This is a genomic window from Aliiglaciecola sp. 3_MG-2023 (genome assembly GCF_030548205.1).
In the GTDB taxonomy this organism is placed as follows: domain Bacteria; phylum Pseudomonadota; class Gammaproteobacteria; order Enterobacterales; family Alteromonadaceae; genus Aliiglaciecola.
This window is the reverse complement of the sequence record NZ_JAUORV010000009.1, coordinates 149,821-174,193: the sequence shown is the minus strand read 5'-3', so window position 1 is coordinate 174,193 and position 24,373 is coordinate 149,821. Positions and strand designations below refer to the sequence as shown.

General features: G+C 40.3%; 14 protein-coding genes and 4 tRNA genes. 14 read left to right on the top strand and 4 right to left on the bottom strand.

All coding sequences use genetic code 11. The annotated features are described in order from the left end of the window. Positions 1–135 precede the first annotated feature (135 nt). From Q4574_RS12255 to Q4574_RS12230, 6 genes are all read left to right on the top strand, one after another. The gene (locus Q4574_RS12255; protein ID WP_303474430.1) at positions 136–762 is read left to right on the top strand and encodes a hypothetical protein; all 627 of its coding nucleotides are present in this window, start codon (positions 136–138) and stop codon (positions 760–762) included. 67 nt (positions 763–829) lie between these two features. Further along, the gene (locus Q4574_RS12250; RefSeq protein ID WP_303474429.1) at positions 830–1,090 is read left to right on the top strand and encodes a DUF5062 family protein; all 261 of its coding nucleotides are present in this window, start codon (positions 830–832) and stop codon (positions 1,088–1,090) included. Between the two features lie 186 nt (positions 1,091–1,276). Continuing rightward, positions 1,277–1,353 (top strand) — tRNA-Pro (locus tag Q4574_RS12245). A 25-nt stretch (positions 1,354–1,378) separates the two neighbouring features. After that, positions 1,379–1,455: transfer RNA gene (locus Q4574_RS12240), tRNA-Arg, on the top strand. Between the two features lie 137 nt (positions 1,456–1,592). Beyond that, positions 1,593–1,668 (top strand) — tRNA-His (locus Q4574_RS12235). Between the two features lie 3 nt (positions 1,669–1,671). Further along, positions 1,672–1,756: transfer RNA gene (locus tag Q4574_RS12230), tRNA-Leu, on the top strand. Between the two features lie 249 nt (positions 1,757–2,005). On the opposite strand, the gene gspC is transcribed toward Q4574_RS12230, so the two are convergent. Continuing rightward, complete coding sequence (gene gspC / locus Q4574_RS12225; RefSeq protein WP_303474428.1) at positions 2,006–2,824, bottom strand: type II secretion system protein GspC; 819 nt, start codon at positions 2,822–2,824, stop codon at positions 2,006–2,008. A 464-nt stretch (positions 2,825–3,288) separates the two neighbouring features. Here gspC and Q4574_RS12220 point away from each other — a divergent pair, with 464 nt between their 5' ends. Beyond that, complete coding sequence (locus Q4574_RS12220) at positions 3,289–5,370, top strand: S8 family peptidase (RefSeq protein WP_303474427.1); 2,082 nt, start codon at positions 3,289–3,291, stop codon at positions 5,368–5,370. 171 nt (positions 5,371–5,541) lie between these two features. Next, complete coding sequence (locus tag Q4574_RS12215) at positions 5,542–8,811, top strand: ligand-binding sensor domain-containing diguanylate cyclase (protein WP_303474426.1); 3,270 nt, start codon at positions 5,542–5,544, stop codon at positions 8,809–8,811. 122 nt (positions 8,812–8,933) lie between these two features. Here Q4574_RS12215 and Q4574_RS12210 read toward each other — a convergent pair whose 3' ends face one another. After that, on the bottom strand, positions 8,934–11,927 hold the full coding sequence (locus tag Q4574_RS12210) for a sigma 54-interacting transcriptional regulator (protein WP_303474425.1): 2,994 nt from the start codon (positions 11,925–11,927) through the stop codon (positions 8,934–8,936). Positions 11,928–12,321: 394 nt separating this feature from the next. Here Q4574_RS12210 and tig point away from each other — a divergent pair, with 394 nt between their 5' ends. The 6 genes from tig (at position 12,322) to Q4574_RS12180 (ending at position 21,072) form a co-directional block, all read left to right on the top strand. Then, the gene (tig, locus tag Q4574_RS12205) at positions 12,322–13,632 is read left to right on the top strand and encodes a trigger factor (RefSeq protein ID WP_303474424.1); all 1,311 of its coding nucleotides are present in this window, start codon (positions 12,322–12,324) and stop codon (positions 13,630–13,632) included. Between the two features lie 90 nt (positions 13,633–13,722). Beyond that, a complete protein-coding gene (clpP, locus tag Q4574_RS12200; RefSeq protein ID WP_303474423.1) occupies positions 13,723–14,352 on the top strand; it encodes an ATP-dependent Clp endopeptidase proteolytic subunit ClpP in 630 nt (209 codons plus the stop codon). 95 nt (positions 14,353–14,447) lie between these two features. Next, positions 14,448–15,725, top strand: coding sequence for an ATP-dependent protease ATP-binding subunit ClpX (gene clpX / locus Q4574_RS12195; RefSeq protein WP_303474422.1), 1,278 nt, complete (start codon positions 14,448–14,450; stop codon positions 15,723–15,725). Positions 15,726–16,013: 288 nt separating this feature from the next. Then, positions 16,014–18,380, top strand: coding sequence for an endopeptidase La (lon, locus tag Q4574_RS12190; protein ID WP_303474421.1), 2,367 nt, complete (start codon positions 16,014–16,016; stop codon positions 18,378–18,380). A 238-nt stretch (positions 18,381–18,618) separates the two neighbouring features. Next, positions 18,619–18,891, top strand: coding sequence for a nucleoid-associated protein HU-beta (gene hupB / locus Q4574_RS12185; protein WP_303474420.1), 273 nt, complete (start codon positions 18,619–18,621; stop codon positions 18,889–18,891). A 294-nt stretch (positions 18,892–19,185) separates the two neighbouring features. After that, positions 19,186–21,072: a SurA N-terminal domain-containing protein gene (locus tag Q4574_RS12180; RefSeq protein ID WP_303474419.1), complete on the top strand. Its 1,887-nt coding sequence runs from the start codon at positions 19,186–19,188 to the stop codon at positions 21,070–21,072. 194 nt (positions 21,073–21,266) lie between these two features. On the opposite strand, the gene Q4574_RS12175 is transcribed toward Q4574_RS12180, so the two are convergent. Both Q4574_RS12175 and Q4574_RS12170 read right to left on the bottom strand, forming a co-directional pair. After that, complete coding sequence (locus Q4574_RS12175) at positions 21,267–23,315, bottom strand: prepilin-type N-terminal cleavage/methylation domain-containing protein (protein ID WP_303474418.1); 2,049 nt, start codon at positions 23,313–23,315, stop codon at positions 21,267–21,269. Continuing rightward, positions 23,315–24,325, bottom strand: a complete 1,011-nt coding sequence (locus Q4574_RS12170) for a hypothetical protein (RefSeq protein ID WP_303474417.1) — start codon at positions 24,323–24,325, stop codon at positions 23,315–23,317. The genes Q4574_RS12175 and Q4574_RS12170 overlap by 1 nt, the downstream gene beginning before the upstream one ends. Between the last annotated feature and the right edge of the window lie 48 nt (positions 24,326–24,373).

Genomic DNA, 24,373 nt, shown 5'->3' with positions numbered 1-24,373 from the left:
ATTAATTATGCTTAGTTGTTAGGTGGGCGGCAATTATTGTTTAGATAAGCAGGAATTGCCGTTGAACTCACGTATAATCAAACTATGTTTAATTGAAATGGTTTTAAAACCGACTACAAGAATAGGATATTACCCTTGCAACTCACTGGCGTAGAAATTTTTGGCTACTGTGCATCTGCTTTAATTGCGTTTTCACTTACTCGAGATTCCATTGTAAGGCTGCGTTGGTACAATTTATTTGGCGCATCTTCCTTTTGCATCTATGGAATAATCATAGGGGCATCTCCTGTGGCATTCTTAAATGGTTTTATTGCGATCACCAATATTGTCTATTTGCGTAAAATGCTAATGCAAGCCGAGCAACATTTCTCTGTATTAGAAGTGAGCATGCCCTCCAATTATGTGGATTTTTTCCTTGAATACCATCGTCAAGATATTGAATTCCACTTTCCGCGTTTTTTCAAAAAAATGCAGCAAACCCAACGTCGTTATTATTTTATGATGGAAAATACGGAAGTGGCGGGTTTACTTTCAGGCTATGCTGATGAAAATAATAATTTTATTGTTGATTTTGATTTTGTTATACCCGCCTATCGAGATTGTCGAATTGGTCATTTTGTTTTGGGACAGGGACAACGTTTAAAGACTCAGTTTGGCTATGGGGCGGTTTTTGCAAAGGCAGACAGCCTAAAACATGAAAACTATTTGCAGCAATTGGGTTTTTCCCCGAAGAAGAATGGGATATGGTTTTACCCTGATTGAATCAAGAGCTCAGAATAAGCCATCTTAACAATCTGAATATCTGAGCTTTGGCGTTAAGGAATTATTTTTGAAAAAAATAAAAAATGAACAGCAGTTGCTTAAAATGGCCATTAGCGTAGGGGAAACCTATGCTAAGAACCGGGGCTTTGACGGTTTTAGCGAAACCATGGGCCAAAAAGAGAAAGTTGAAATTATTTACCGGCTACTCGTGAATGATAAATTAATTGCTTCCTTGGGAGAGGATTCAGAAGATTTACTCAGTATGAAGCATAGGTTGGCCATCTGGATAAAAAACAAATTACCCGCAGATCACGCGTTATTAAAATAGTTTTTTCGATTCTACAATGAATTGCTTTTTATTTTTAAACTGGACAGTCAAAAAGCATATTTTATAAACTAATTGTTTCATAATTAGCCAGTTAGAAAAAATCTCTAAAAAAGTATTTGACGAGGTTGGGGCAAGTGGGTAATATGCGCCCCCTCGAAGCGATGAGGTTTTATCGCAACGATTGTTCGGTGAGTAGCGCAGCTTGGTAGCGCACTTGGTTTGGGTCCAAGGGGTCGCAGGTTCGAATCCTGTCTCACCGACCATTTTTTACTTGTTCAGATTCGTAGAGCGTCCGTAGCTCAGCTGGATAGAGCACCCGCCTTCTAAGCGGGTGGTCGCAGGTTCGAATCCTGCCGGACGCGCCAGCGGAACGGTTGGATATGGATTTGATATCTGGGAATACTTTTCAATAATGTGTATTTGAGAAAAGTAGAAAAGAGTAAGCAGATAGTTATTTATCTGGCAAGTAAAAATAATTTAGTGTAAAAAGAGTAACACAGTGGTGGACGTAGCTCAGTTGGTAGAGCCCCGGATTGTGATTCCGGTGGTCGTGGGTTCAAACCCCATCGTCCACCCCACTTGCGGAAGTGGTGGAATTGGTAGACACGCTGGATTTAGGTTCCAGTGCTTCACGGCGTGAGAGTTCAAGTCTCTCCTTCCGCACCATTGTTAGTCATCTATCTCCCAGTATTATTCAAATAGTAGGCTCTATCCCATTAACGGGGGATCAGCCTTCATCTCGTTCTATTGAGGCTCTATCTTCAAAGTTAAATTCCTAAGTAACCAAATTCAAAACATCCACGGTCTGTAGGCGGTGGCTTTAGCCCTGCATTTATTGATATCAAATTCACGGCCTAAAGACCGTGCTACAGGTGTGGGCTCTATCCCATTAACGGGGGGGATAAGCCTTAACTTCTAATTTCTTTGTATATTTAAGTTTTCTGAGGGAATATCTAAATACAAACTAATCACCTGACCACCCCGCAATACACTAAACATGAGTGTTTGAGCTGTGGGTAATAAGGTTTGAACGGCCTCCAGCCCCTCATCAGTGGTAATATCGTTACCGTTAATCTTTTGTAGTACGTCGCCTTCTTTAAATTTTGCGTTTCGATATAGTTTAGGATTCAAACCTGGGAGCACATTAAAACCAGCAGATGGGTCATTGCGATCAAAAGGTGAAATAGTGATGATATGCTCCAGTAGTTTAGGTCGGTTACCAATGGATTTGGCAACGTCCTGAGGGTGAGTATTTTGATCATATCCTTCAGTCAGATTCTTGCTTGTGTTTGCTGCTAGATTATTTTCTTCAGATACCGTGCCCCTGAGTAATAATACTTCTCGCTGCCCTTCATTTAACAATATAACCCTATCGTTTCTAATTTCTTGTATTACTGCGTTAGTGTATGCGATTTGATCATTAACAAAATAAGTACGAACTTGTAAACGAGATTGGATGGTTGCTGAGGCCTCCATTTCCTCATCACTTGCCACAACTCCTATTAAAGAAATATTCAGAGGACTGGCTGGTAAGCCTTGCAAATCGACTTCGGGTGTTGCTGTCTCAGCATTGGGTAACTGCTCCATATCGGAGTTGTCAGATGTATTTAACAACTCACCTTTGACTTCCTCTGAAAGTTCAACTGGTTCGTGATCAGATGGACCAAACATGACATAGCACAACACGGCTATTGCAATGCAAAGGAAAGAGAGGATTAATTTACTATTACTCATGGGGTCAGCTCGTGAGTTTGATATTGTGTCATATCAGCAGGATACCCATCACTAGCCCTGTTCTCAATGCTTAATTTAATCCTCGTTTTAATCCACTAACGTTCATTTCTGCTCTTTTCTTAAAACCACTCAACCTAGCAGGTTTTGCTGATATTTAGCTAAGTCATGGATAGTTTCAATCTTGTTTGACCGCACTACCTAGGTTTACGCAAAACAACATAGGTTACTTTGAGTTTCTAAAATGAAAAGGTAATTTAATTAGACTAATATATGTGACTTAAATTATGACCATTGGTTTTTATTTTAATTCATATTTTAAGTTGGTTATTCATATTTTAAGTCGTCTTTGGTCGATGATTGTAAAAATCATTTAAATACAACAAGTTAATTTGAAATTAAGAGTTGGCACACATTGTGCATTTAGGTGTGGAGAGATTAAAATTTATCCGAAGTGGAGTGATAAAATGAGTTTTTTTACAGATAAGAAAACATTGTTAGTTGGAGCCCTTTCCTTCATCAGCAGTGTTTCAGCAGTGATGCTGACAACTCAAGCCAATAGTAGCAGTGTGCCTTTCTTTACTGAATCAGGCAGTACACCACAAATGGTAGTAAGCCAAAACGTAGCAAAAGAACAAGCCTACATATTACAAGGGTTGGGCCGTGATGCTTTGGTATCCGCAGTTGAGCGCGTCGGCGGTGCAGTTTCGCGAGAATTTCCAATTATCAATGCTATTAGTGCCTACTTATCTGTTAAGCAGGCCGATGAACTAGCCAGTATTTCTGGTATACAGGTTACTGCAGATAGAAACGTGATGACTATGGGGAATGGCAATTCAGCCAATGCTGCAGGTCAATTAAAAAAATTCGCTATCGACAATAATATTGCAACTCAAACACAGGCAGATTTATTACATGAAAAGGGAATTACTGGAAAGGGCGTAACAGTTGCTGTTTTAGACAGTGGCACGTTAATGGGCGGCGAACAAGGTAAATACCTATTACAGAATCAATATGAACGTTCACGCGCGTTTTATAAGTATGATGCAATTAAAAGTAAAAAGACACGGGCTTTAAACGATGATCAAAATGGTCACGGAAGCCATGTTACGGGTATTATTGCCAGTAGTCTCAAAACGGATGAAGGTAAATTTAACGGTATTGCTCCGGATGTGTATTTGTTGTCAGTTAAAGCCTTTGATGCTTCAGGTAATGGTAGCTATACCGATGTGTTAGATGGATTAAACTATATTTATCAGAACCGTAATCGCTATCGTATCCGTGTATTGAATTTATCTATGGGGGCAAGTGTACAATCAAACTATTGGAATGACCCGATTAACCAAGCAGTAATGCGCTTATGGGACGCAGGTATTGTTGTTGTAACTTCAGTAGGTAATACAGGCTCGGATTATGCGACTGTGACCGTACCTGGAAATAATCCTTACATTATTACTGTTGGCGCACTAACAGATAGTTATACACCTGAAGATTATAGCGATGATCGTATGACTACCTTCTCATCAAAAGGCCCCTCAGTAGAAGGCTTTGTTAAACCTGAAATTGTTGCTTTTGGTGGGCATATCGCTTCTAAAATGAACAAAAGCTTGTTGAAAAACAAAAATTTTGTAGAGTCTGAAACAGGTGAGGATTACCACCTGGTGTCTGGTACTTCACAAGCCGCAGCTGTGGTAACGGGTACGATTGCACTTATGCTGCAGTACAACTCTCGTTTGTCCCCTGATGATGTGAAATGTCGCTTAATTGATTCCGCTACAGCGGTAATAGACCCTTCTACGGGTGAAAATTACGGACCTTTCACTCAAGGTGCTGGCTTAATTAATGCCTATGAAGCGGTGACCAGTGACGCTTTTGGTTGCGCCAACGTTGGTTTAGATCTTGAAGCGGATCTCAATGGAGTGGCACACTTCAAAGGCCCAGCTCGTGTGACTGAGCAAGGTCAGTTGTTATTAGCCCTTAACAATGGTGAATTTGTAGCAGAAGGGTCTATTTGGGACGGTAGCAGTACAATAGAAGGTTCAATTTGGGACTCTACTAGTAGAATTGAAGGTTCAATTTGGGACGGGTTAAGTTCAATTGAAGGATCACTCTGGGATGGAAAAACAGCTCTTCAGGGTTCGATTTGGGATGGTTCTACTTCAATTCAAGGTTCAATTTGGGACGGAACTACAGCTATTGAAGGTTCAATCTGGGATGGTTCGACAATTCTCGAAGGTTCCATCTGGGACGGATTCTCAGTGTTAGAAGGTTCGATTTGGGATGGAACAACCTCACTTGAGGGATCGATTTGGGATGGCTTATCCAGTCTTGAAGGGTCCATATGGGATGGTACTACAGCGATTGAAGGTTCACTTTGGGATGGTTTATCATCGATTGAAGGTTCCATTTGGGATGCATTAACTTCCATTGAAGGTTCAATTTGGGATGGCAACATGTCTATTGAGTCTGTAGATCAAGCGTTGTTAGATGAATCAGTGGTAAACGATGATGAAGAGACCAACAAGCTTCTAGAAGTTGAGCTGGATTAATCTAATCTGTCCCTAAATCTATAATTAACAACCAAAGCTAAGCTGCATTCTTTGAATGCAGCTTAGCTGTTTTAGACAAAGAGTGTTAAATTTAGTTGCTCAAGTAAATTTGGACATCTAAAATGCTTCAGCCTTAATCAATTAGGATAATATGAGTTCATGAAGTCATTGATGCTAGTTAAACTTTTAACATTGCAAACAATGCTCGCTTTAATTGCTCTAGTCAGCACGTTTAATGCGGTAGCAGACAATGAAAACATTAAATTTCAGCGCATTACTCTAGATCAGGGGCTATCCCAAGAAAATATCCTAACCGCGTTTCAAGATTCCGAAGGTTATATGTGGTTTGGTACTCAAGAAGGACTAAATCGATATGACGGTTACCAATTTAAAGTATTCACTTATAGTCCAAGAAGTAAAGAGTCGTTAAGTTCTGATTGGATCTACTCGATAATTGAACCCCAGGAAAATATGCTGTGGATAGGGACGCGCAATGGCGTTAACGTTTTTAATAAGGGTACGCAATCCTTCAGTCACTATCGATATCGAGCAGGTGATAACAGCAGTATAAACTCTGATACAGTAAGAGTACTGTTTCACTCATCAAAAAATCAAATATGGCTGGGCAGTGACAAAGGGTTAAATATATACAATCCCGCAACCGATGATTTTACAAATGTGCCAATTACCTCTGATCAATCAAAACAGGTTGTAATCCAAAGTATTGCCGAAGATCAGCAAGGTTATTTGTGGATTGCAGCCTCGGGTTTAGGCGTCGTAAAACTTGATCCCAATAGCTACCAAGTTTTAATTGATGCCACGGAAATGAACAATATTACTAGTATTCAATCTTCGCAGATTAAAACTCTCACCGTGGATCATCAACAAAGAATTTGGCTTGGCGGTGATAACGGCGTGACGGCGATCACGTTTTCGCAATTAGAGGGTGAAGCACCTGAGGTGTGGCGACCTGAAGCCTTATCGGATCAAAAAGTCAGCCATATATACCAAGATCGCAATGATCGAATTTGGTATGCAACCTCAGATGGGCTATTTAGGCTGGAAAATGACAAACGAACGTTTTTACATATCAAACCAGAAAAGCAAAATCCTTACAGTCTTTCTGATGGCAAGTTGACGTATTTATTTCAAGACCGCGGCAAGGTGTTTTGGGTTGGTAGTATTAAAGGCTTAAATAAGTGGAATACGGCGACGTCTAATTTTGATCATATTCGTGAAGGAGCGGATAAGTCGAAAAGCCTAAGTGGAAGTTATATCAATTCGTTCGTTGATGGTAAAGACAATGAGATATGGATAGGGTCAATTGGGGGCCTAGATAGGTTAAATGTGGAGACTGGGGATATTCAACATTTTGTTGCCAATGAAGAAGATGACAACACTTTGCGTAGCAATACCGTTATGTCACTTTACTCGGAAAATGGTAATGAGCTTTACATTGGCTATCAAGACCAAGGTATGAGCAAACTTGATACTTCCACAATGACGTTTACCCATTACCCAGCAGATAAAACAAACCCCAATGCCCTTTCAGCACCGGGTGTTACAGCGATTAAATCGGCAGGCAATAATAAACTTTGGATCACTACTTTCTCTGGTGGCTTAAATTTATTCGACATTAAAAACCAAACTTTTACTCGCTATTTGTCAGATGATACAGACCTACAAACGTTAAGCAGTAATAGTTTGATGAGCGTTCACAAAGCGAATAATGGTTTGTTATGGATTGGTACCTGGGGAGCAGGTTTAAATATATTCAACCCTACAACTGGCACCGCTATGCGGATACCAAACGATGTTGATGATCCCGCATCCTTAGGCAGCCAAGAAGTGTGGACGATTTTTGAAGATTCTCAGGAAAACATGTGGATTGGAACAAGGGGCGCTGGTGTCGCAAAACTTTCTGCAGAGAATCGTAAATTAGGAAAATTTGAGTTCGAACGGATCTCTCGATACGAAGGTCTTCCAAGTAGCAGTGTCTTTGGCATTCTTGAGGACGAATCTGGATTCCTATGGTTAAGTACCAATCGAGGTATTAGTAAGCTAAATCCAGAAACATTTGAATTATTAAATTATGATAGTTCCCACGGACTTCAAGGTAATGAATTCAATAATGGTGCCTATTATCGTTCGAAAAGTGGCAAGCTTTATTTCGGCGGAACTAACGGGGCAACTTCATTTTATCCGTCACAAATCGCGCCTAATCAACATGTTCCTCCCGTTGTATTAACCAAGTTTCAGAAGTTAAATGAGGTCTTTTCACTAGACTCTTCTGGACAAAAAAGTAACCACATACAAATTTCTCACAAAGATTATTTGATTGCTTTTGAGTTTGCTGGGCTGGATTTCGCCTCTCCAACGAATAATCGTTATTTGTATAAATTGGAAGGCTTCGATAATAACTGGATAGAAGCGGGGGATATTCGCAAAGCGACATATACCAACCTGCCGGCTGGCAGTTATATATTTCGAGTCAAAGCATCCAATAATGACGGTATTTGGAATGAACAAGGTGCTAATGTGGCACTAACTGTGTTACCCGCGCCATGGTATTCATGGTGGGCTTATACCATTTATGGTTTGTTGGTTTTGGGAAGTTTATACCTTGTCTATCGTTGGTACATCAACAAGTTAGCCAAAGAAGCAAACTACCGTCACGAACTTGAATTAGAGGTAAAAAGTAGAACTGCTGAGTTACGCGAAGTTAATGAACAGTTGCTCAGTGCGAGCGTCACCGACCAATTAACTGGGCTGCATAACAGACGTTATTTAAATAGTATTGTTGAACAACAATGCGCTAGTGTTTTTCGTGATTTTGAGCAAGCTCTCAGCGCTGGGAAATTCGACGCAGACAGTGGACCAAGGCTGTTTTTCCTTATGTTTGATTTAGACGGATTCAAACCTATCAATGACACCTATGGGCATGATGCTGGAGATAAAGTCATTTGTCAGGTGAGTGAATTATTAAAAGCTGTTTGTCGCAAATCTGATACTGTAATACGGTGGGGTGGAGACGAGTTTTTAGTAATGGGCAGAGTTGAAGAGATAAAGGAAATTGAGCTTTTAGCTGAGCGTTTAAGAACAAAAATTGCTGATTATGGTTTTGACATTGACCTTAAGCAGAAAATGCATCTATCTTGTTCTATAGGGTATAGCACTTATCCATTTTCACATCATTACCCCGACTCTTTAGGTTGGGAGCAGGTGCATTTACTGGCAGATAATGCTTTATATAAGTCTAAAGAATCTGGGCGCAATCAATGGACAGGAATTATACAATCTAAAGAAATGCCACCAGTTGGAATTATGAATACTCTGACCCAAAATATCGAGAATGTAATTGATGAAGGCTATGTGCGAATTGTACAAGCCAACCTTACGAAAGATTCCAAAATTTTAGATATTAAATCTCGGCGCAGATAAAACTTCCTTGCCAACTTAGTATTTGTAAGCTCTGAACTATACCAAGGTTGGCTTCAAGTTAACCTTGTGAGCAGGTTAAGCCCGTTGCGACATTCAAAATGTCAGTTGAAGATTAGACATTTTTAATGACTACTGTCTAATTCCCGTTTCAGTTTATAAAAAGTGGGTTCGCTTACCCCTAGCATTTCCGCGGCTTGTGCCATGTTATAAACAGGGGTGTGCAAAATGGCTTCTAAAACAAGCAGCTTTATCTTAGCTACGCAATTGGCAATGTGAATTTCTCCTGTGGCAATGGGCATCAGCACTTCACTTAACTGCTCCCACTTTGGCGGACGTTCTAATGAGCCATTATTCATGTCCTTTAGAATTCTATCTACTTTTCTACGCGCCGTACTTTGCGATATGGATAACCTGGCTGCGGTCAGTCGCATCTTACGATCCGTTGCCAGATAGGTTTTCAATATCAATTCATCTTCAATCCAAATTCCGTAGGGCGCATTGAAAAATTGAGGATGCTGCCCTGAGGTCGTAAGCAGGTGTTTGACTATTTCTAATAATTCCGAAAGATACAGTTCGGGGGTAAGGTTTTTCGAATCGAAACTATCGCTCTGCTGCAAAGCCGAGGTTGTTTGTGTTGAAACGTAAGCCGATTGCTCAACAGCAGCTGAGGTTATGCTTGATTTGTTCGGGAAATGGGACGCAAACGAGGTTTGCTGTTCTTGGGGGGGAAGTTTATTTTCAGGCATAACAGCATGAGTGGCAGAAACGGCATGTCCATTTTCATGGATATTCAATAGTTCCCAATCAATTGTACTGTTTTCACTAAGCAATGTTGCTTGCATCAAGCGATTTTCTAGCTCGCGAATATTGCCTGGCCAAGGGTAATGTATCATTTTTTCGAGTGTTGCAGGAGCCAGGGTGCGTTTTTCCACCTTAAATTGTTCAGCAAATTTCTTTAAAAAGTGTGATGCTAACAAGGCGATATCTTCAACTCTTTCTCGCAGTGGAGGATTGTGCAAGGTCAGCACATTTAATCGATAGTACAAATCTTTTCGGAAGTGACCTAGCTCCACTTCCTGTGCCAAATCTCGATTAGTAACCGCAATAATTTTCACATCAACATTGATGACTTTATTTCCACCAACTGGGGTGAAGTGCTTTTCTTGCACAAAACGTAACAGCTTAGTTTGCATATTGAGAGGGAGTTCACCAATTTCATCTAACACCAATACCCCCCCGTTGGCATCTAGAACCTTTCCTGATGTGGTATTTTGAGCACCGGTAAAGGCCCCTTTTACGTGACCAAATAACTCAGACTCAATCAAGGTTTCAGGAATTGAGCCACAATCTACTATCACTAACGCTTTATCTTTACGGTTTCCCATTTGGTGTAGCGCATTAATGAGCCGCTCTTTACCCGTACCACTTTCGCCAGTGACTAACACAGTTGTGTCCGTTGTCGCTGCGCGTTTTGCATGGCGCATCAGGTTTTCCATGGCTTGAGAGCGATAAATAATACTACTAACCTGCAGACCTTCTTTAAGTTGGGCTAATTCATTTTGAAGTTGTTCATTTTGAGTTTCGAGTTTTCGATTGAGTTCCTCTTCCAAACGGCTTCTGCGCAACGCTTTTCCAAGTTGCCGAGTTAACCCCGACAAGAGCACTTTAGTATCGTGTTTAACTTCAAATCGTTGTGCATTTCCGCATATGAAAAAGCAATCTTGCGTTTCGATTTCTAGGGGTAAAACTAATAAAAGTGCGTTGCCCATATATCGCTCAGACGGTTTTCGACTTTCTATAGCGACTTTTTGCATCTGTTTGATTTCAGCTAAAAATGCGCGATCCTTGTTGCTTAAGGAAATTGCGTTATCGTCAGAATTTATTGAATACTTATATTCATCTTGGTCTTGCTCTGGTGTGCTAACAATGCCGGCACACATAAAATCGAAAGTTTGCGCTAAGCGCTGAACAACGCTTTGACACAATTGGGAAAAATTGTATTTATCTGCAATTAATGAAGATATATCCCACAATAACAACATGTTACGGTAGTCGGTTACTGTGTCTGCGGTAAAAATACCGCCGAGGTAATTAAACTGCTGCTGATACAAATTGAAATCATCTTTGTGCCAGGTAATGATGGATGGTTGATTTTCTTGCTGTGCAACTTTCAGTGCCTGATCTGCTCGATTTATCAAAGTGTTGGCGTTCTCATTTTCATCGTTTTGTTCTTGTTTGTGCTCGACAATTGCAGCACCTAAATCGAAAAGTAAGTTGATTGCTCCTTCTAAATATTGTTTTTGTTGTAAAGAGTTCTGTAACTTTTTTGCCAGACTGGCAACATCTGTGTGCTCATTAACGGGAAATGCAACGCCAAATAGCGCACCACCAAAACGGCATAAGATGTCTTCTTCGCGTGTAACATCTTTAAGGTTACTGGCAATTTCCTGAATGACATTATCGCCAAATTGGTGTCCAAATTTTTTGTTGATTTGATGGAAATCGATACAGTGAACCATCACTAAACCAACTGAATAGGATTGACTCAGCTGGGCAATTTTGTTTTGTAAAACCGGCCTCGAGCATAAGCTCGTTAGGGGGTCTGATAACAAATATAAGTAATCACTCATTAATTTACTTTGCATACCTGCTGCTACAATCAGTTGCTGCAAAGCCGTAAATCTATAATTCGATTTATCAAAATGGTTATCTGTTCGGCTCAACCAGCTAGGTAATCTTTGCCGAAATTCTATTTTTATAAAATAATATTGTTCACTATTTAATGCTCGTAAAGGTGCACGACGCGAGTGTGTTGGTTTCGTTGAGTTTGTGTCAGCATCGTTGTTACTACCGAAACTACTTATATCTGAAATAACAAGGTCGGAAACTTGAATTAATAAGCTAGTTTGATCTAACTGTTTGAACTGCAGTTCGTTGTTTTTAGATGATGGCAGTGTGTCAATATCGTTAAATAAACCAACTTCAGCGTTTGAAAGAGGAGAGGTAGGTTCAATTGAATCTGCTGATATGCGATCTGATTTCCAATTAAATTGGGGGTGAAACATACTAATATGTTGTGCTTCGGTAATCGTTAATATGCATCGTAAATGATGCAATAGCATATCTTTGGGATTCAAATTCGGCTCGAAGTATAGTCACTTTCTTGAAAATAATATTCCACATATTAAGACGTTATGCAATCAAGGAGGTGTTCCCCTTGAAATAAAGCCTTTGCTGAGGAAAAAGGCCCCTTTTGTAAATAAATTCAACACATATGCCAATGAGCGCATTTAAATTAATTTTTACCCTCGACTATACAACGCACAGCCTGTATACTGTCGCGTCTTTTTTAACCGAGGTGGACCAACTAGGTCCGCAAAATGCGGCAGTATTGGTATCTAAAGTAACCTGTTATTTTTACATTAAATAAACACATTAAATTAATAGGTTATTTATCAGTTGCTGCGAGTTCGAATTACGCGTTGTGTGACGCATAGTTGAGGAATAATAATGCAAGTGTCAGTCGAGACGACTCAAGGCCTAGAACGCCGTTTAACCATATCTGTTCCTGCTGATTCTATTGATTCAGCAGTAAAGTCACGTTTACAGCAGTTGGCTAAAACCCAACGTATTAATGGTTTCCGCCCAGGTAAAGTGCCCGTCACCGTAATTAAAAAGCGCTTCGGCCAAGCGGTTCGTCAAGAAGTAGCTGGCGAAGCCATGCAACGTAACTTCTATGAAGCAGTGGTACAAGAAAAATTGAACCCAGCGGGTATGCCTAGCTTTGAATTGAAAAAAGATGTAGACGGTGAAGATTTAGAATTTGTCGCGTCTTTTGAAGTTTATCCTGAACTAGAAGTTCAAGGTATTGATAAAATTGAAATTGAAAAGCCAGTTGTTGAAATTAACGACAAAGATCTTGAAAACATGATGGAAACGTTGCGTAAGCAACATGCTGATTGGAAAGAAGTTAAGCGTAAAGCGAAAAAAGACGATCGCGTAACAATTAACTTTGTAGGTACTATCGACGGCGAAGAATTCGATGGTGGCAAAGCTGAAGACTTTCCGTTAGAGCTTGGTAAAGATCGAATGATCCCTGGTTTTGAAAAGCCATTGGTTGGCGCGAAGAAGGGCGAAGAAGTTGTTTCTAACGTTACTTTCCCTGAAGATTACCATGCAGAAAACCTTAAAGGTAAAGACGCTGAGTTTACTATCACTGTGACTAAGGTTGAAGGCTTAGAACTACCTAAAGTAGACGAAGAGTTTGCTAAGTTATTTGGTATTGAAGATGGCAGTATTGAAGCCCTTCAAGTTGAAGTTCGCAAAAATATGCAACGTGAACTTGATCAGACCCTTAAAGCTAAGTTAAAAGAAGATGTGATTTCTGGTTTGCTTGAGCAAAATAGTATTGATGTGCCTAAAGCGCTTCTTGACCAAGAAGTTGACGCTTTGCGTGAACAGGCGAAGCAGCGTTTCCAACAACAATCTGGCGGCAACAGTGCAAACATGCCTGAACTACCGGCTGATTTGTTTGAAGAAAATGCTAAACGTCGCGTTTCAATTGGTCTAATTTTAGGCGAAATTATCAAAACCAACGAAATTAAGGTGGATGACGCTAAAGTTGAGCAGTTAATTGAAACGACTGCTTCTGCATACGAAGATCCATCAGAAGTTATTGAGTACTACAAAACAAATAACGAATTACTTCAGCAAATTCAAAACGTTGCCCTTGAAGAGCAAGCCGTTGAATTGGTTCTGAGTCAGGCTAAAGTTAAAGAAGTTGACACCGCTTTTGACGATATCATGAACAAACAGCAGTAATTTAGGCCTTTGGTAATTGACTTCAATAGTCAGCACCTGATTAAATGCTCGGTAATTACCGAGCATTTTTATTTTTGAAGAATTAATTTTATGTTGAATAATCCAATCGATCCACTCAATGCACTTGTCCCAATGGTAGTAGAACAAACTGCAAAGGGTGAGCGTTCTTACGATATATATTCTAGACTGTTAAAAGAGAATGTTATTTTCTTGGTCGGTCAAGTTGAAGATCATATGGCTAACCTAATCGTAGCGCAGATGTTGTTTTTAGAAGCTGAAAACCCAGAGAAAGATATATTTTTATATATTAACTCTCCAGGTGGTTCTGTTACGGCAGGAATGGCCATATATGATACTATGAACTTTATAAAACCTGATGTAAGCACTGTATGTGTAGGACAGGCTGCTAGTATGGGTGCATTCTTATTATCAGGTGGAGCTAAAGGTAAGCGTTATTGTTTGCCAAATTCAAGGGTGATGATTCATCAACCATTGGGTGGTTTCCAAGGACAAGCATCTGATTTTGAAATACATGCTAAAGAAATCCTGTCTATTAAAGAGAAGTTGAATCGTTTAATGTCTGAACATACTGGTCAGGATTATGAAAAAGTATCGCAAGATACAGATCGTGACAACTTTTTGAGTGCTTCTGAAGCTAAAGAGTACGGTTTGATCGACCAAGTGTTGACAAATCGAACAGATGCGCTAAATACCAAATAGTAAATTAAGTAGTATATCGTTTAGCCTGTATCGTCAATATAGGCTCGTTAGTGAAACATGAAACGATAAGACGAAATGGAAGGGGCAATTGTTAAATGAGTGATAAGCAAAACACAGACGGCGACAACAAGCTATTGTATTGCTCGTTCTGCGGTAAGAGTCAGCACGAAGTGCGTAAACTTATCGCCGGACCTTCGGTGTTCATTTGTGACGAGTGTGTCGAGCTTTGTAACGATATTATTCGTGAAGAAATTAAAGAAATTTCACCTAAGAAAAAGCAAGACGCACTACCTAAACCAAAAGAGATACATACTCATCTGGATGAATATGTAATTGGTCAGGAACATGCTAAAAAGGTGTTATCGGTTGCTGTTTATAATCACTATAAACGACTGCGAAGTGGTGATGTTCACAATGGCATCGAGTTAAGTAAGAGTAATATCTTGCTTATCGGGCCAACAGGTAGCGGAAAAACGCTGCTTGCTGAAACACTAGCAAGACTATTAGACGTGCCGTTTACTATGGCTGATGCGACTACCCTAACTGAAGCTGGTTATGTGGGCGAAGATGTTGAAAACATTATCCAAAAGTTATTGCAGAAGTGTGATTACGACGTGGAAAAAGCCCAACGTGGCATCGTTTACATTGATGAAATAGATAAAATATCTCGTAAGTCTGATAATCCTTCGATTACCCGTGATGTGTCAGGGGAAGGTGTTCAACAGGCATTGTTAAAACTAATTGAAGGTACAATTGCTTCCGTTCCGCCTCAAGGTGGACGTAAGCATCCACAACAAGAGTTTTTGCAAGTGGATACTTCAAAAATCTTATTTATCTGTGGTGGTGCTTTTGCAGGTCTAGACAAAGTGATTGAACAGCGAGCAGCTGTGGGTTCAGGCATTGGTTTTGGCGCGACAGTCAAAAATAAAGACGACAAAAAAGCAGCCAGCGAACTGTTCAAAAAAGTAGAACCTGAAGATTTAGTTAAATACGGACTGATCCCGGAATTTATTGGTCGTTTACCTGTACTAACCAGTTTAGAAGAGTTAAACGAAGAAGCCTTAATTCAAATTCTTCAAGAGCCTAAAAACGCGCTAACTAAGCAATATGGTGCGTTGTTCGCAATGGAAGATACTGAACTAGAGTTTCGTGAAGATGCCTTGCATGCCATCGCTAACAAAGCAATGCAACGGAAAACAGGTGCACGTGGTTTACGCTCTATCGTTGAGGGAGTGTTGTTAGAAACCATGTATGATTTACCGTCGATGACAGGTGTTAGTAAAGTCGTTATCGATGAAACGGTGATCAAAGGCGAATCTAAACCGATTCTTATCTACGACAGTGGCGGCGATAAGAAAGCTGCATCAGAATAACGTTATTTTAATACTAAAGGCTCTTCGGAGCCTTTGTTATTATTTGTGCTGTCTAAAATATTTTGGTCCAGCTGATCTTTTACTCATTCTTCAAAGTAAGTCTATTGGTAAATAAATAATTAATTTATTTCATATTATGAGTTTATTTAACATTTTGATTTTTAAAGATAAAAATTTAAATTGAATAAGATTTAATAGTATCGTAATGTTATTTAATTGAACTTTACTGTGTTAACCCCATATACATAATCATTACCTTTCTAGCAGTTAACTAAAACGAGATGTAGCATGACAGATGAGCGAGTTGATCGCATTGAAATGCCAGTATTGGCATTGCGTGATGTGGTGGTGTATCCCCACATGGTTATTCCATTATTCGTTGGCAGGGAAAAATCTATTCGTTGTTTAGAAGCAGCAATGGACAAAGATAAGCAGATTTTCTTGGTTGCCCAAAAAGACGCTGGTGTAGATGAACCAGAAACCGATGATGTGTATCAAGTAGGTACCATTGCCACTATTTTACAACTTCTAAAACTACCTGATGGCACTGTGAAAGTGTTGGTTGAAGGTAACGTTAGAGGTCAAATTCAAACCTTTTTACAAACTGATGAATTCTTTGTAGCAGAAGTTGTGCGTAAAGAAGATGAAGATGTTGCAGAAAACGAGCAGGAAGTATTGATACGCTCTGCAATTTCGCAGTTCGAAGGTTACGTTAAACTGAATAAAAAGATCCCGCCAGAGGTGCTGACCTCCTTGAGCGGCATTGAAGAAGCGGCACGCTTGGCTGATACAATGGCAGCGCACATGCCGCTGAAATTGTCTGAAAAGCAGAAAGTACTCGAAATGGAAGGCGTTAATGAACGTTTAGAGTATTTAATGGCTCTCATGGAAAATGAAATTGATTTGCTTCAGGTAGAGAAAAAAATCCGTACTCGCGTTAAGAAGCAAATGGAAAAGAGTCAACGAGAGTACTACCTAAACGAGCAAATGAAGGCAATTCAAAAAGAGTTGGGTGAGCTTGATGAGACACCTGATGAATTTGAGGCTTTAGCCAAGAAAATCGAAGATGCCAAAATGCCTCAAGAGGCAAAGGATAAGGCTACCGCTGAACTACGCAAGCTTAAAATGATGTCACCTATGTCAGCTGAAGCTACCGTGGTGAGAAGTTATATTGACTGGCTCGCGAATGTGCCTTGGCATAAACGTAGTGCAGTGAAAAAAGATTTAGCCAAAGCCGATGATATTCTTGATTCCGATCATTATGGTTTGGAAAAAGTGAAGGAAAGAATCCTTGAGTATTTAGCGGTTCAACAGCGCGTGAAAAAACTCAAAGGACCGATTTTGTGTTTGGTGGGACCGCCTGGTGTGGGGAAAACCTCGCTTGGGCAGTCAATTGCTAAAGCTACTGGCCGTAAGTACGTAAGAATGGCCCTTGGCGGTGTGCGCGATGAAGCTGAAATTCGAGGTCATAGACGCACCTATATTGGCTCAATGCCAGGCAAGCTAATTCAAAAAATGGCGAAAGTAGGGGTTAAAAACCCGCTATTTTTACTTGATGAAATTGACAAAATGTCTTCGGACATGCGAGGTGATCCGTCTTCAGCCTTACTTGAAGTACTCGATCCCGAGCAAAACGGAGCCTTCAGTGACCACTACTTGGAAGTGGATTACGATTTATCCGATGTCATGTTCGTTGCCACTTCGAATAGTATGAACATTCCAGGTCCATTATTAGACCGTATGGAAGTGATTCGGTTATCCGGCTACACCGAAGATGAAAAGCTAAACATTGCTACCCGTCACCTTGTTGAAAAGCAAATGTCTCGAAATGGACTTAAAAAAGGTGAGTTGGTAATCGAAGACTCTGCCATCATAGGTATTATTCGTTATTACACGCGGGAAGCGGGTGTACGTAGTTTAGAGCGAGAAATTTCTAAAATTTGCCGCAAAGCGGTGAAAAATATCTTACTCGACAAATCCTTGAAACAAGTCGTTGCGAATCAAGAAAACCTAAAAGATTTCTTGGGTGTTCAACGTTTTGATTATGGTAAAGCTGAAGGAAGTAATCAGATAGGTCAAGTTACCGGTTTGGCGTGGACTTCGGTCGGCGGGGACTTGCTTACAATAGAAACGACCTCTGTTCCTGGTAAAGGCAAAACAACCTTTACTGGATCTTTAGGTGACGTAATGCTCGAATCAATTAAAACGGCAATGACTGTGGTTCGTAGTCGAGCTGAAAAATTACGCATTAACGAAGACTTTCATGAAAAACGTGATATCCATGTGCACGTTCCAGAAGGCGCTACACCAAAAGATGGCCCTAGTGCGGGTATTGCCATGTGTACTGCGTTAGTTTCTTCGCTAACGGGTAATCCGGTGAAAGCAGAAGTGGCAATGACAGGTGAAATTACACTTCGTGGAGAAGTACTCGCCATTGGTGGTTTGAAAGAAAAATTACTTGCTGCCCACCGTGGTGGAATTAAAACCGTGGTCATTCCAAAAGATAATGAACGTGACCTTGAAGAAATCCCTGATAATGTAAAACAAGACTTAGATATCCATGCAGTTCAATGGATTGATGAAGTTTTGAACTTAGCATTACAGGAAAACCCAGAGGGTTTTAGCACTGAAAAAGTGCAATCGAAGAAAAAATAGCCAATAACGGCTATTTTTTTTATATTTTTTGAATTTTAGGGCTTCACTAAGTTAAAAGATATGGTAGCCTTTAGCACAGATTCGTCAGAAGCCTTATCACAAAAGGGATTGAGACGATTCATTAAGTGTAAATAAATTGTAAATCAATGCTTGAAATTAAAAATTAAGCTTGCTATAACGTGACCGTACTAAAAAAATTTACGGAACAATAAATAAAAACAAATGAAGGGGATCTATTGTGAACAAGTCTCAACTAATCGATAGTATTGCTGCTGGTGCAGATATTTCTAAAGCAGCTGCTGGTCGTGCTCTTGATTCATTTACCGATGCAGTTACTGCAGCTCTTAAAGACGGCGATCAAGTAGCGCTAGTTGGCTTTGGTACATTCTCAGTTCGTGAGCGCGCAGCTCGAAGTGGTCGTAACCCGCAAACTGGTCAAACTATCCAGATTGCTGCAGCGAAAGTACCTTCTTTCAAAGCAGGTAAAGCTCTTAAAGATTCTTGTAACTAAGAATTTTAGTCTTTTGAAAAAGGGCGATGAGTGATCATCGCCCTTTTTGTATGTGTAATATCGCAATTCTGAAACGTGCAAAGTCGAGTATTTTAATAGAGATAGATAAGATAAATAGGCTGAAGATCCAGATTATTCACAAGGGATCATTATAAACAGCTATTGAATCTCCTTTACTTGGGTATATCACTGGTGATCAAACCAATTTTCACGTTATAATCCTGCCGCTTTATTACCGTTTTAAAAACCTTAATACGGTTGAGTTCATTAGTCCGTCGGAGATAAAAGACGCATATGTTGGAAAAAATCAGAGAAGGATCCCAAGGCACTTGGGCTGTTGTGATCCTAGGTTTAGTTATTTTAAGTTTCGTCTTTGCGGGCGTGGGTGGTTATGTATCTTCATCAAGTAATGCGGCTGCATCAGTGAATGGAAGTGAAATTTCCCAAACCACATTCGATAGAGCGTATCAAAATGAACGTGCACGAATGGAAGCACAGTACGGAGAAAGCTTTAGCATACTTGCTGCTGATAGTGGTTATTTGAGCCAGTTTCGCAAAAACGTTCTCGATAGACTGATTGCCGATAAATTGATGGAACAAGCAGCCGAAGAGATTGGTTTGCGCGTAAGTGAAGAGCAAGTTCGTAAAAGTATCGTGAATATGCCTGAGTTTCAGGTAGGTCAATCATTCGATAATGAGCGTTTTAAAGCAACCTTGCGTCAAGTTGGTTTCCAGCCTAGTACATTTAAAGACTACTTACGTAGCGAAATGACGCGCCAACAATTCGTTAGTGCGATGCTCGGCAGTGAATTTAGTTTGCCGTCTGAAGCATCAAGAATTCTTGCCTTGCAATTGCAGACCCGTGATATTCAATATTTTACCGTGCCATCAAAGGGTTTTTCAGATTCAGTAGAAATTAACGATGAAGAAATAGAAATTTTTTATCAGCAAAATATTGCGGCATTTGATACCCAAGAAAAAGTGAGTCTAGAATATATTGAACTCAATGCAGATGACTTGATGGCGGGAATTGAAGTTACAGATGAAGAAGTAGAAGAGCTATACAATCGTTCTTCTAATGATTTTCAATCAGAAGAACAGAGAAGACTTTCCCTCATCCTTATCGAGTTTGGCGAAGATGAAGATGCAGCAAGAGCTAAAGCAGAAACTACGTTAACACGTCTACGTGGTGGTGAAGATTTTGCTAAAGTGGCAGCTGAAGTGTCTGATGACGCGTTTTCTGCGGAAAACGGCGGCGACCTTGATTATATCGCTCGCGGTGATATGGATGAAGAGTTTGAAGAGGCTGCGTTTAATTTAGCAAATGTGGGTGATATCACCGACATAGTAGAATCAGACTTCGGTTTACAAATCATTAAGCTTACTGATATCAAAGATCAGCAAGTCACTCCTTTTGCTGAGGTGAAAGAGACATTGACTGAGCAAGTAAAACGCGAAAAAGCGATTGAGGAATTTTTTATACTGCAAAATACAGCAGCCGAATTAGCGTTTGAGATGCCAAATGATCTAATAGAAGTTGCAGACGCCTTAGACACTGAAGTGAAAACTACTCCACTGTTTACGCAAAGTGCACCTCCAGCAGAAGTATCAAGTCCACTGGTTGTTAATCAAGCGTTCTCCGATGAGCTAATAAGTGATCGAGTCAATAGTGAAGTGATTTCAATTGGTGAAAATAACGTCATGATTATTCGTGTTAAAGAGCACGAACCTGAGCGCACTAAGTCATTGGAAGAAGTTAAATCAGAAATTGTTGTTCAGCTGACTGCTCAAAAAGCACAGGAAGCGGCTAAAGCATGGGCAGAGTCAGTGTTAGCAGAGTTAGAGAATGGCTCTGACATCACGGATAAACTAACTGAAAAGAATACTGGCTGGGAATTGCAAGGTGATATTACTCGGTTTGGCAGCGAAGTACCTGGCGATATTGTAAACAAAGTATTTCAATTGTCTCCTAACCCTGAGCAAAATAGAGCGGTGGTTGTACAAGCCAATGGTGACATTAGCGTTGTTCAACTAAACCATGTTAACAGCTCACACGTATTGCCAGCTGAACAAGTATCTGCAATGCAAAGACAATTGGGACAAATGCAGTCACAAATAGAGATTACCAACCTCATTGAAGCGTTGAAAGTGGATGCCGACATTGAAGTGTATATTCAATAAATTACAGTCTCTAAAGTAAGTTTCAAGAAGGCCAGTCTCGTACTGGCCTTTTTATTAATTTAAATTTATGGTCTTCTGGCTTTTAAAGATCGAGTTGGAGCCTATTATAGAAGATAATTGCTACTTGCTGTCTTAAGCTAGCCTCATCGCCTTTATCGTAAAAAGTTGCAAGTTATCTTTACGCCAGTTTTTAATTAACTTGTAAATTCAACAATCAGCCAATACTCAGAGTTTGATGTTTTCTCTACAGGCTCAATTAAGGTTAGTTTTTTGCCTTTGCTGATCTTGTCGCTCGGATACTTGAAATAAAAATTCGCCTCTGCCTCTAACTTTGAACTATCAATAGTGATTTTACCCAACCAGCCATTCGGTATATTCGAGCAACTGAAAAAGCTCGTATTAGGTTTCGTCAGTTCTTCAATGGTGCAGCTAAACTTGCCTTTTTCTGGGTAAATTTTTAACGTATCAAGTTTTTTGAATTGATTATCTGAGCAGGGTTGCTCTATGTCGTCTACGGAAGAGACACAATATATATCCCCAGCTAGGCCATGAAATTTGGTTCCTAACACCTTCAACTGCAATGGCGGGCTAAAGATAATTTGCTCTTGATTAAAAACGGAAATCGCAGGTGAGTCGATTATTCCCTCATTCCCTGGGTTTAGACTATGAGATAAATGAGCATCTCCGGCTGTCAGTGCAACTAATCGGCCTCTACTATAGGAAGCGTATTGTTGCTCTTTGGGAGAAAACGTAGTTTGTTTAGCTTGATTACTTATGTATGCAATGCTTGTATCACTGCTTTTCCAACTACCATGGAGGGTCAATTCAATATCTAAAAACGGTGTTAGTTTTAACCAATCTGGGGAGTCTTTTAGGATCATTTCTTGAAGCGTTTCCATGTCCTCTTCCTTTAGCCTTTCCATATAAATACTTTGTAATTGGAGTTGGCTTGCTGACGGCGCAACTGTCACATCGGTATTTAGTGTAGATAAAGGTAGCTCCTTGCCTAAAATATGTGCTTTCAGTAAGTTGCTAACCTGCTTTTGATATTGCACATTGAACGTTTTTGTCATTTGCGTCTTAGGGAATGAGAGTGTTTGCAGGGCCTGTAAATCTGGCAGTAATTCATACTCACCATTTACCCGCTGAAATCGGCATACCTCGTCATATTGATCATCCAACTTGCTTGCCTTGATGTATTTGCCGTCGTCCTTGCGTTGGAAATGGGTATGAGGAGAATCAGACTCTTTTCGATAGTAATTCTGAGCTTTCATCATTTCCTCAGTATCGTGGTGGTCTCGGCAACAGGTAGAGCACAAGGGCGACTGTTCTGGTTCAGCGGTACCAGTAAGCTTATTGATCCATTTACCTGTCAATATTGCTAGCTGATTTCCATTTAGGGTTATCTGAGCCGGTGTTTTGGCGTTGCTTTCTACTGATAATCTACAGCGACATTGTGTAAAGGCGAATTCCCTTTGTTGTTGTACAATTGCGAGTTTAGGATCTTCGTTGTAAGTTAGCTGAAAAGAACTCAGTTGGGTGACTTGGGTTTTACTATCGTATTTCATAGGAGAACTGGTTTGCAGGGTGTTCTTATTCAGTTCATGCAAAATCGGCTGGTGATGAGGGGCTAACATGAGTTGGGTGTTAGGAGTCAGCTCTATATCTGAAATCTTATTAAAAGCGTGAAAACTTCTATGGGCGGGAATGGGAGCAATAAAACTACTTAACTCGTATTTCTTTGCTTCACCTTCTGCGTTTATCCAACTAACCTGCACTTTTGCTTCTTTCCTCGGGGGCAAATCTGGCACAGGTAAGGGTAACCCTTCAAACTCCTTAGTAACCCATTTATCAGCTTTTCCATCGTCATCTGAGTCAACGAAATATTGTTCGCTGACTTCCCAATGCAGGTTAAATGTATGGGTATTTTCAGTGTGAGTATTTTTGACTACTTCAATCTCACCGGGATCAGAAGCACCGCCTTGGTCATCGGCGATAGATTGAAAGTTTAGTTTATCTTCGGACGTTCTGTTTTGTTCGAAATGTCGTAGTTCTATCATTTTTTGTTTTGCTACTTGGACAGCGATAGCGTGGAGATCAGTAGCTTGTTTATGGCTCATTACGTGGTTTTGCATTGTGGCAAATCCGGTTACTCCCACAACCAGTATTAAAGAGGCGATCATCACTTCTATAAGTGAGAACCCATGGCTAATGGTAAGGTCTTTCTGGTGTCGGTAAGGCATCAGAAATTCCGCCAGCTATTGGGCACTCGAGCAACTCGCCAATTCCCAGGGTTTTGAAGAAAATTGTTTATGATTTCTGTATCATATTTGATTGTCAGTGGCAGTTTGTGAAATGCAACCGACTCACTAGCAATTAGGGCTCCTTCAATGGCAGCAGGCCCATTGACATTGATTTTGGCGGCTATAATAGAGTCAAATGGCATCAACATAATCACTAAACCGGTGATCTTTGAGTTCTCAGAAAAGGTCAAACTCCCTTCATCAATGACTAACATCACAGGGTTTGCTGTTGTGCCGACGGAGGTGTCTTTTGTGAGCTCGCAATTGCCTTTTACCCACACTAAGCCATGACTTATATGGTTGAGGCTTTCACAGTGGGAAATGACACTATCGGCGTCGTCTAATAGCTGCGCTCTGTTTTTCTCTGGTAGGTTGGTTAGGTAAGCAAATATGTCATTAGGGAAAGCATCGGGGTTATCAATTATGTCGGCACTTTTATTCGCTTTTCCACTCAAGGGGGATAATTCACAATAGTCATTTAAGTACTCATACAATTGACAGGTCAATAGCCCTAAGGTAGTGGTGTCAACCGTGTTACCTGTCCATAGAGACAATGGTAAGCCTTCGCCTGCGCCGTTAGGGTTAGCCACCAAGGTTAATGTGTTGTCGATAGCCAAAGACTTTCTAACAATAAGGGGGGCTTTAGGTAGCGCGCGAAGTAAGGGATAGGAAATGACAAATTGGGTTAGATTTACACTGGCTAATTTATCTTCCGATGTGCCCGTGGAATTAATTTCAATAACGCGCATGTGCCCATTAAATCGCTTGGTTTGAGTGCTTTGCGTGTCAATTGTATATTCTCCCTGGCCTTCTATGTTTATGGTTTGAGTCGTTATTTTTTCTTGAGGTTGTCTGCTAATTTGCGATAGCAATTGGACGTTGCCTATTGCAGCCATATTTTGTGCGGTGACTTTATTTTGTGTATTTAAGCTAATTCTGTTCTTTACCATGCTGACTCTCGCTGTATAAACTAAGACTATTGAGCTAAGCAGAAGCAA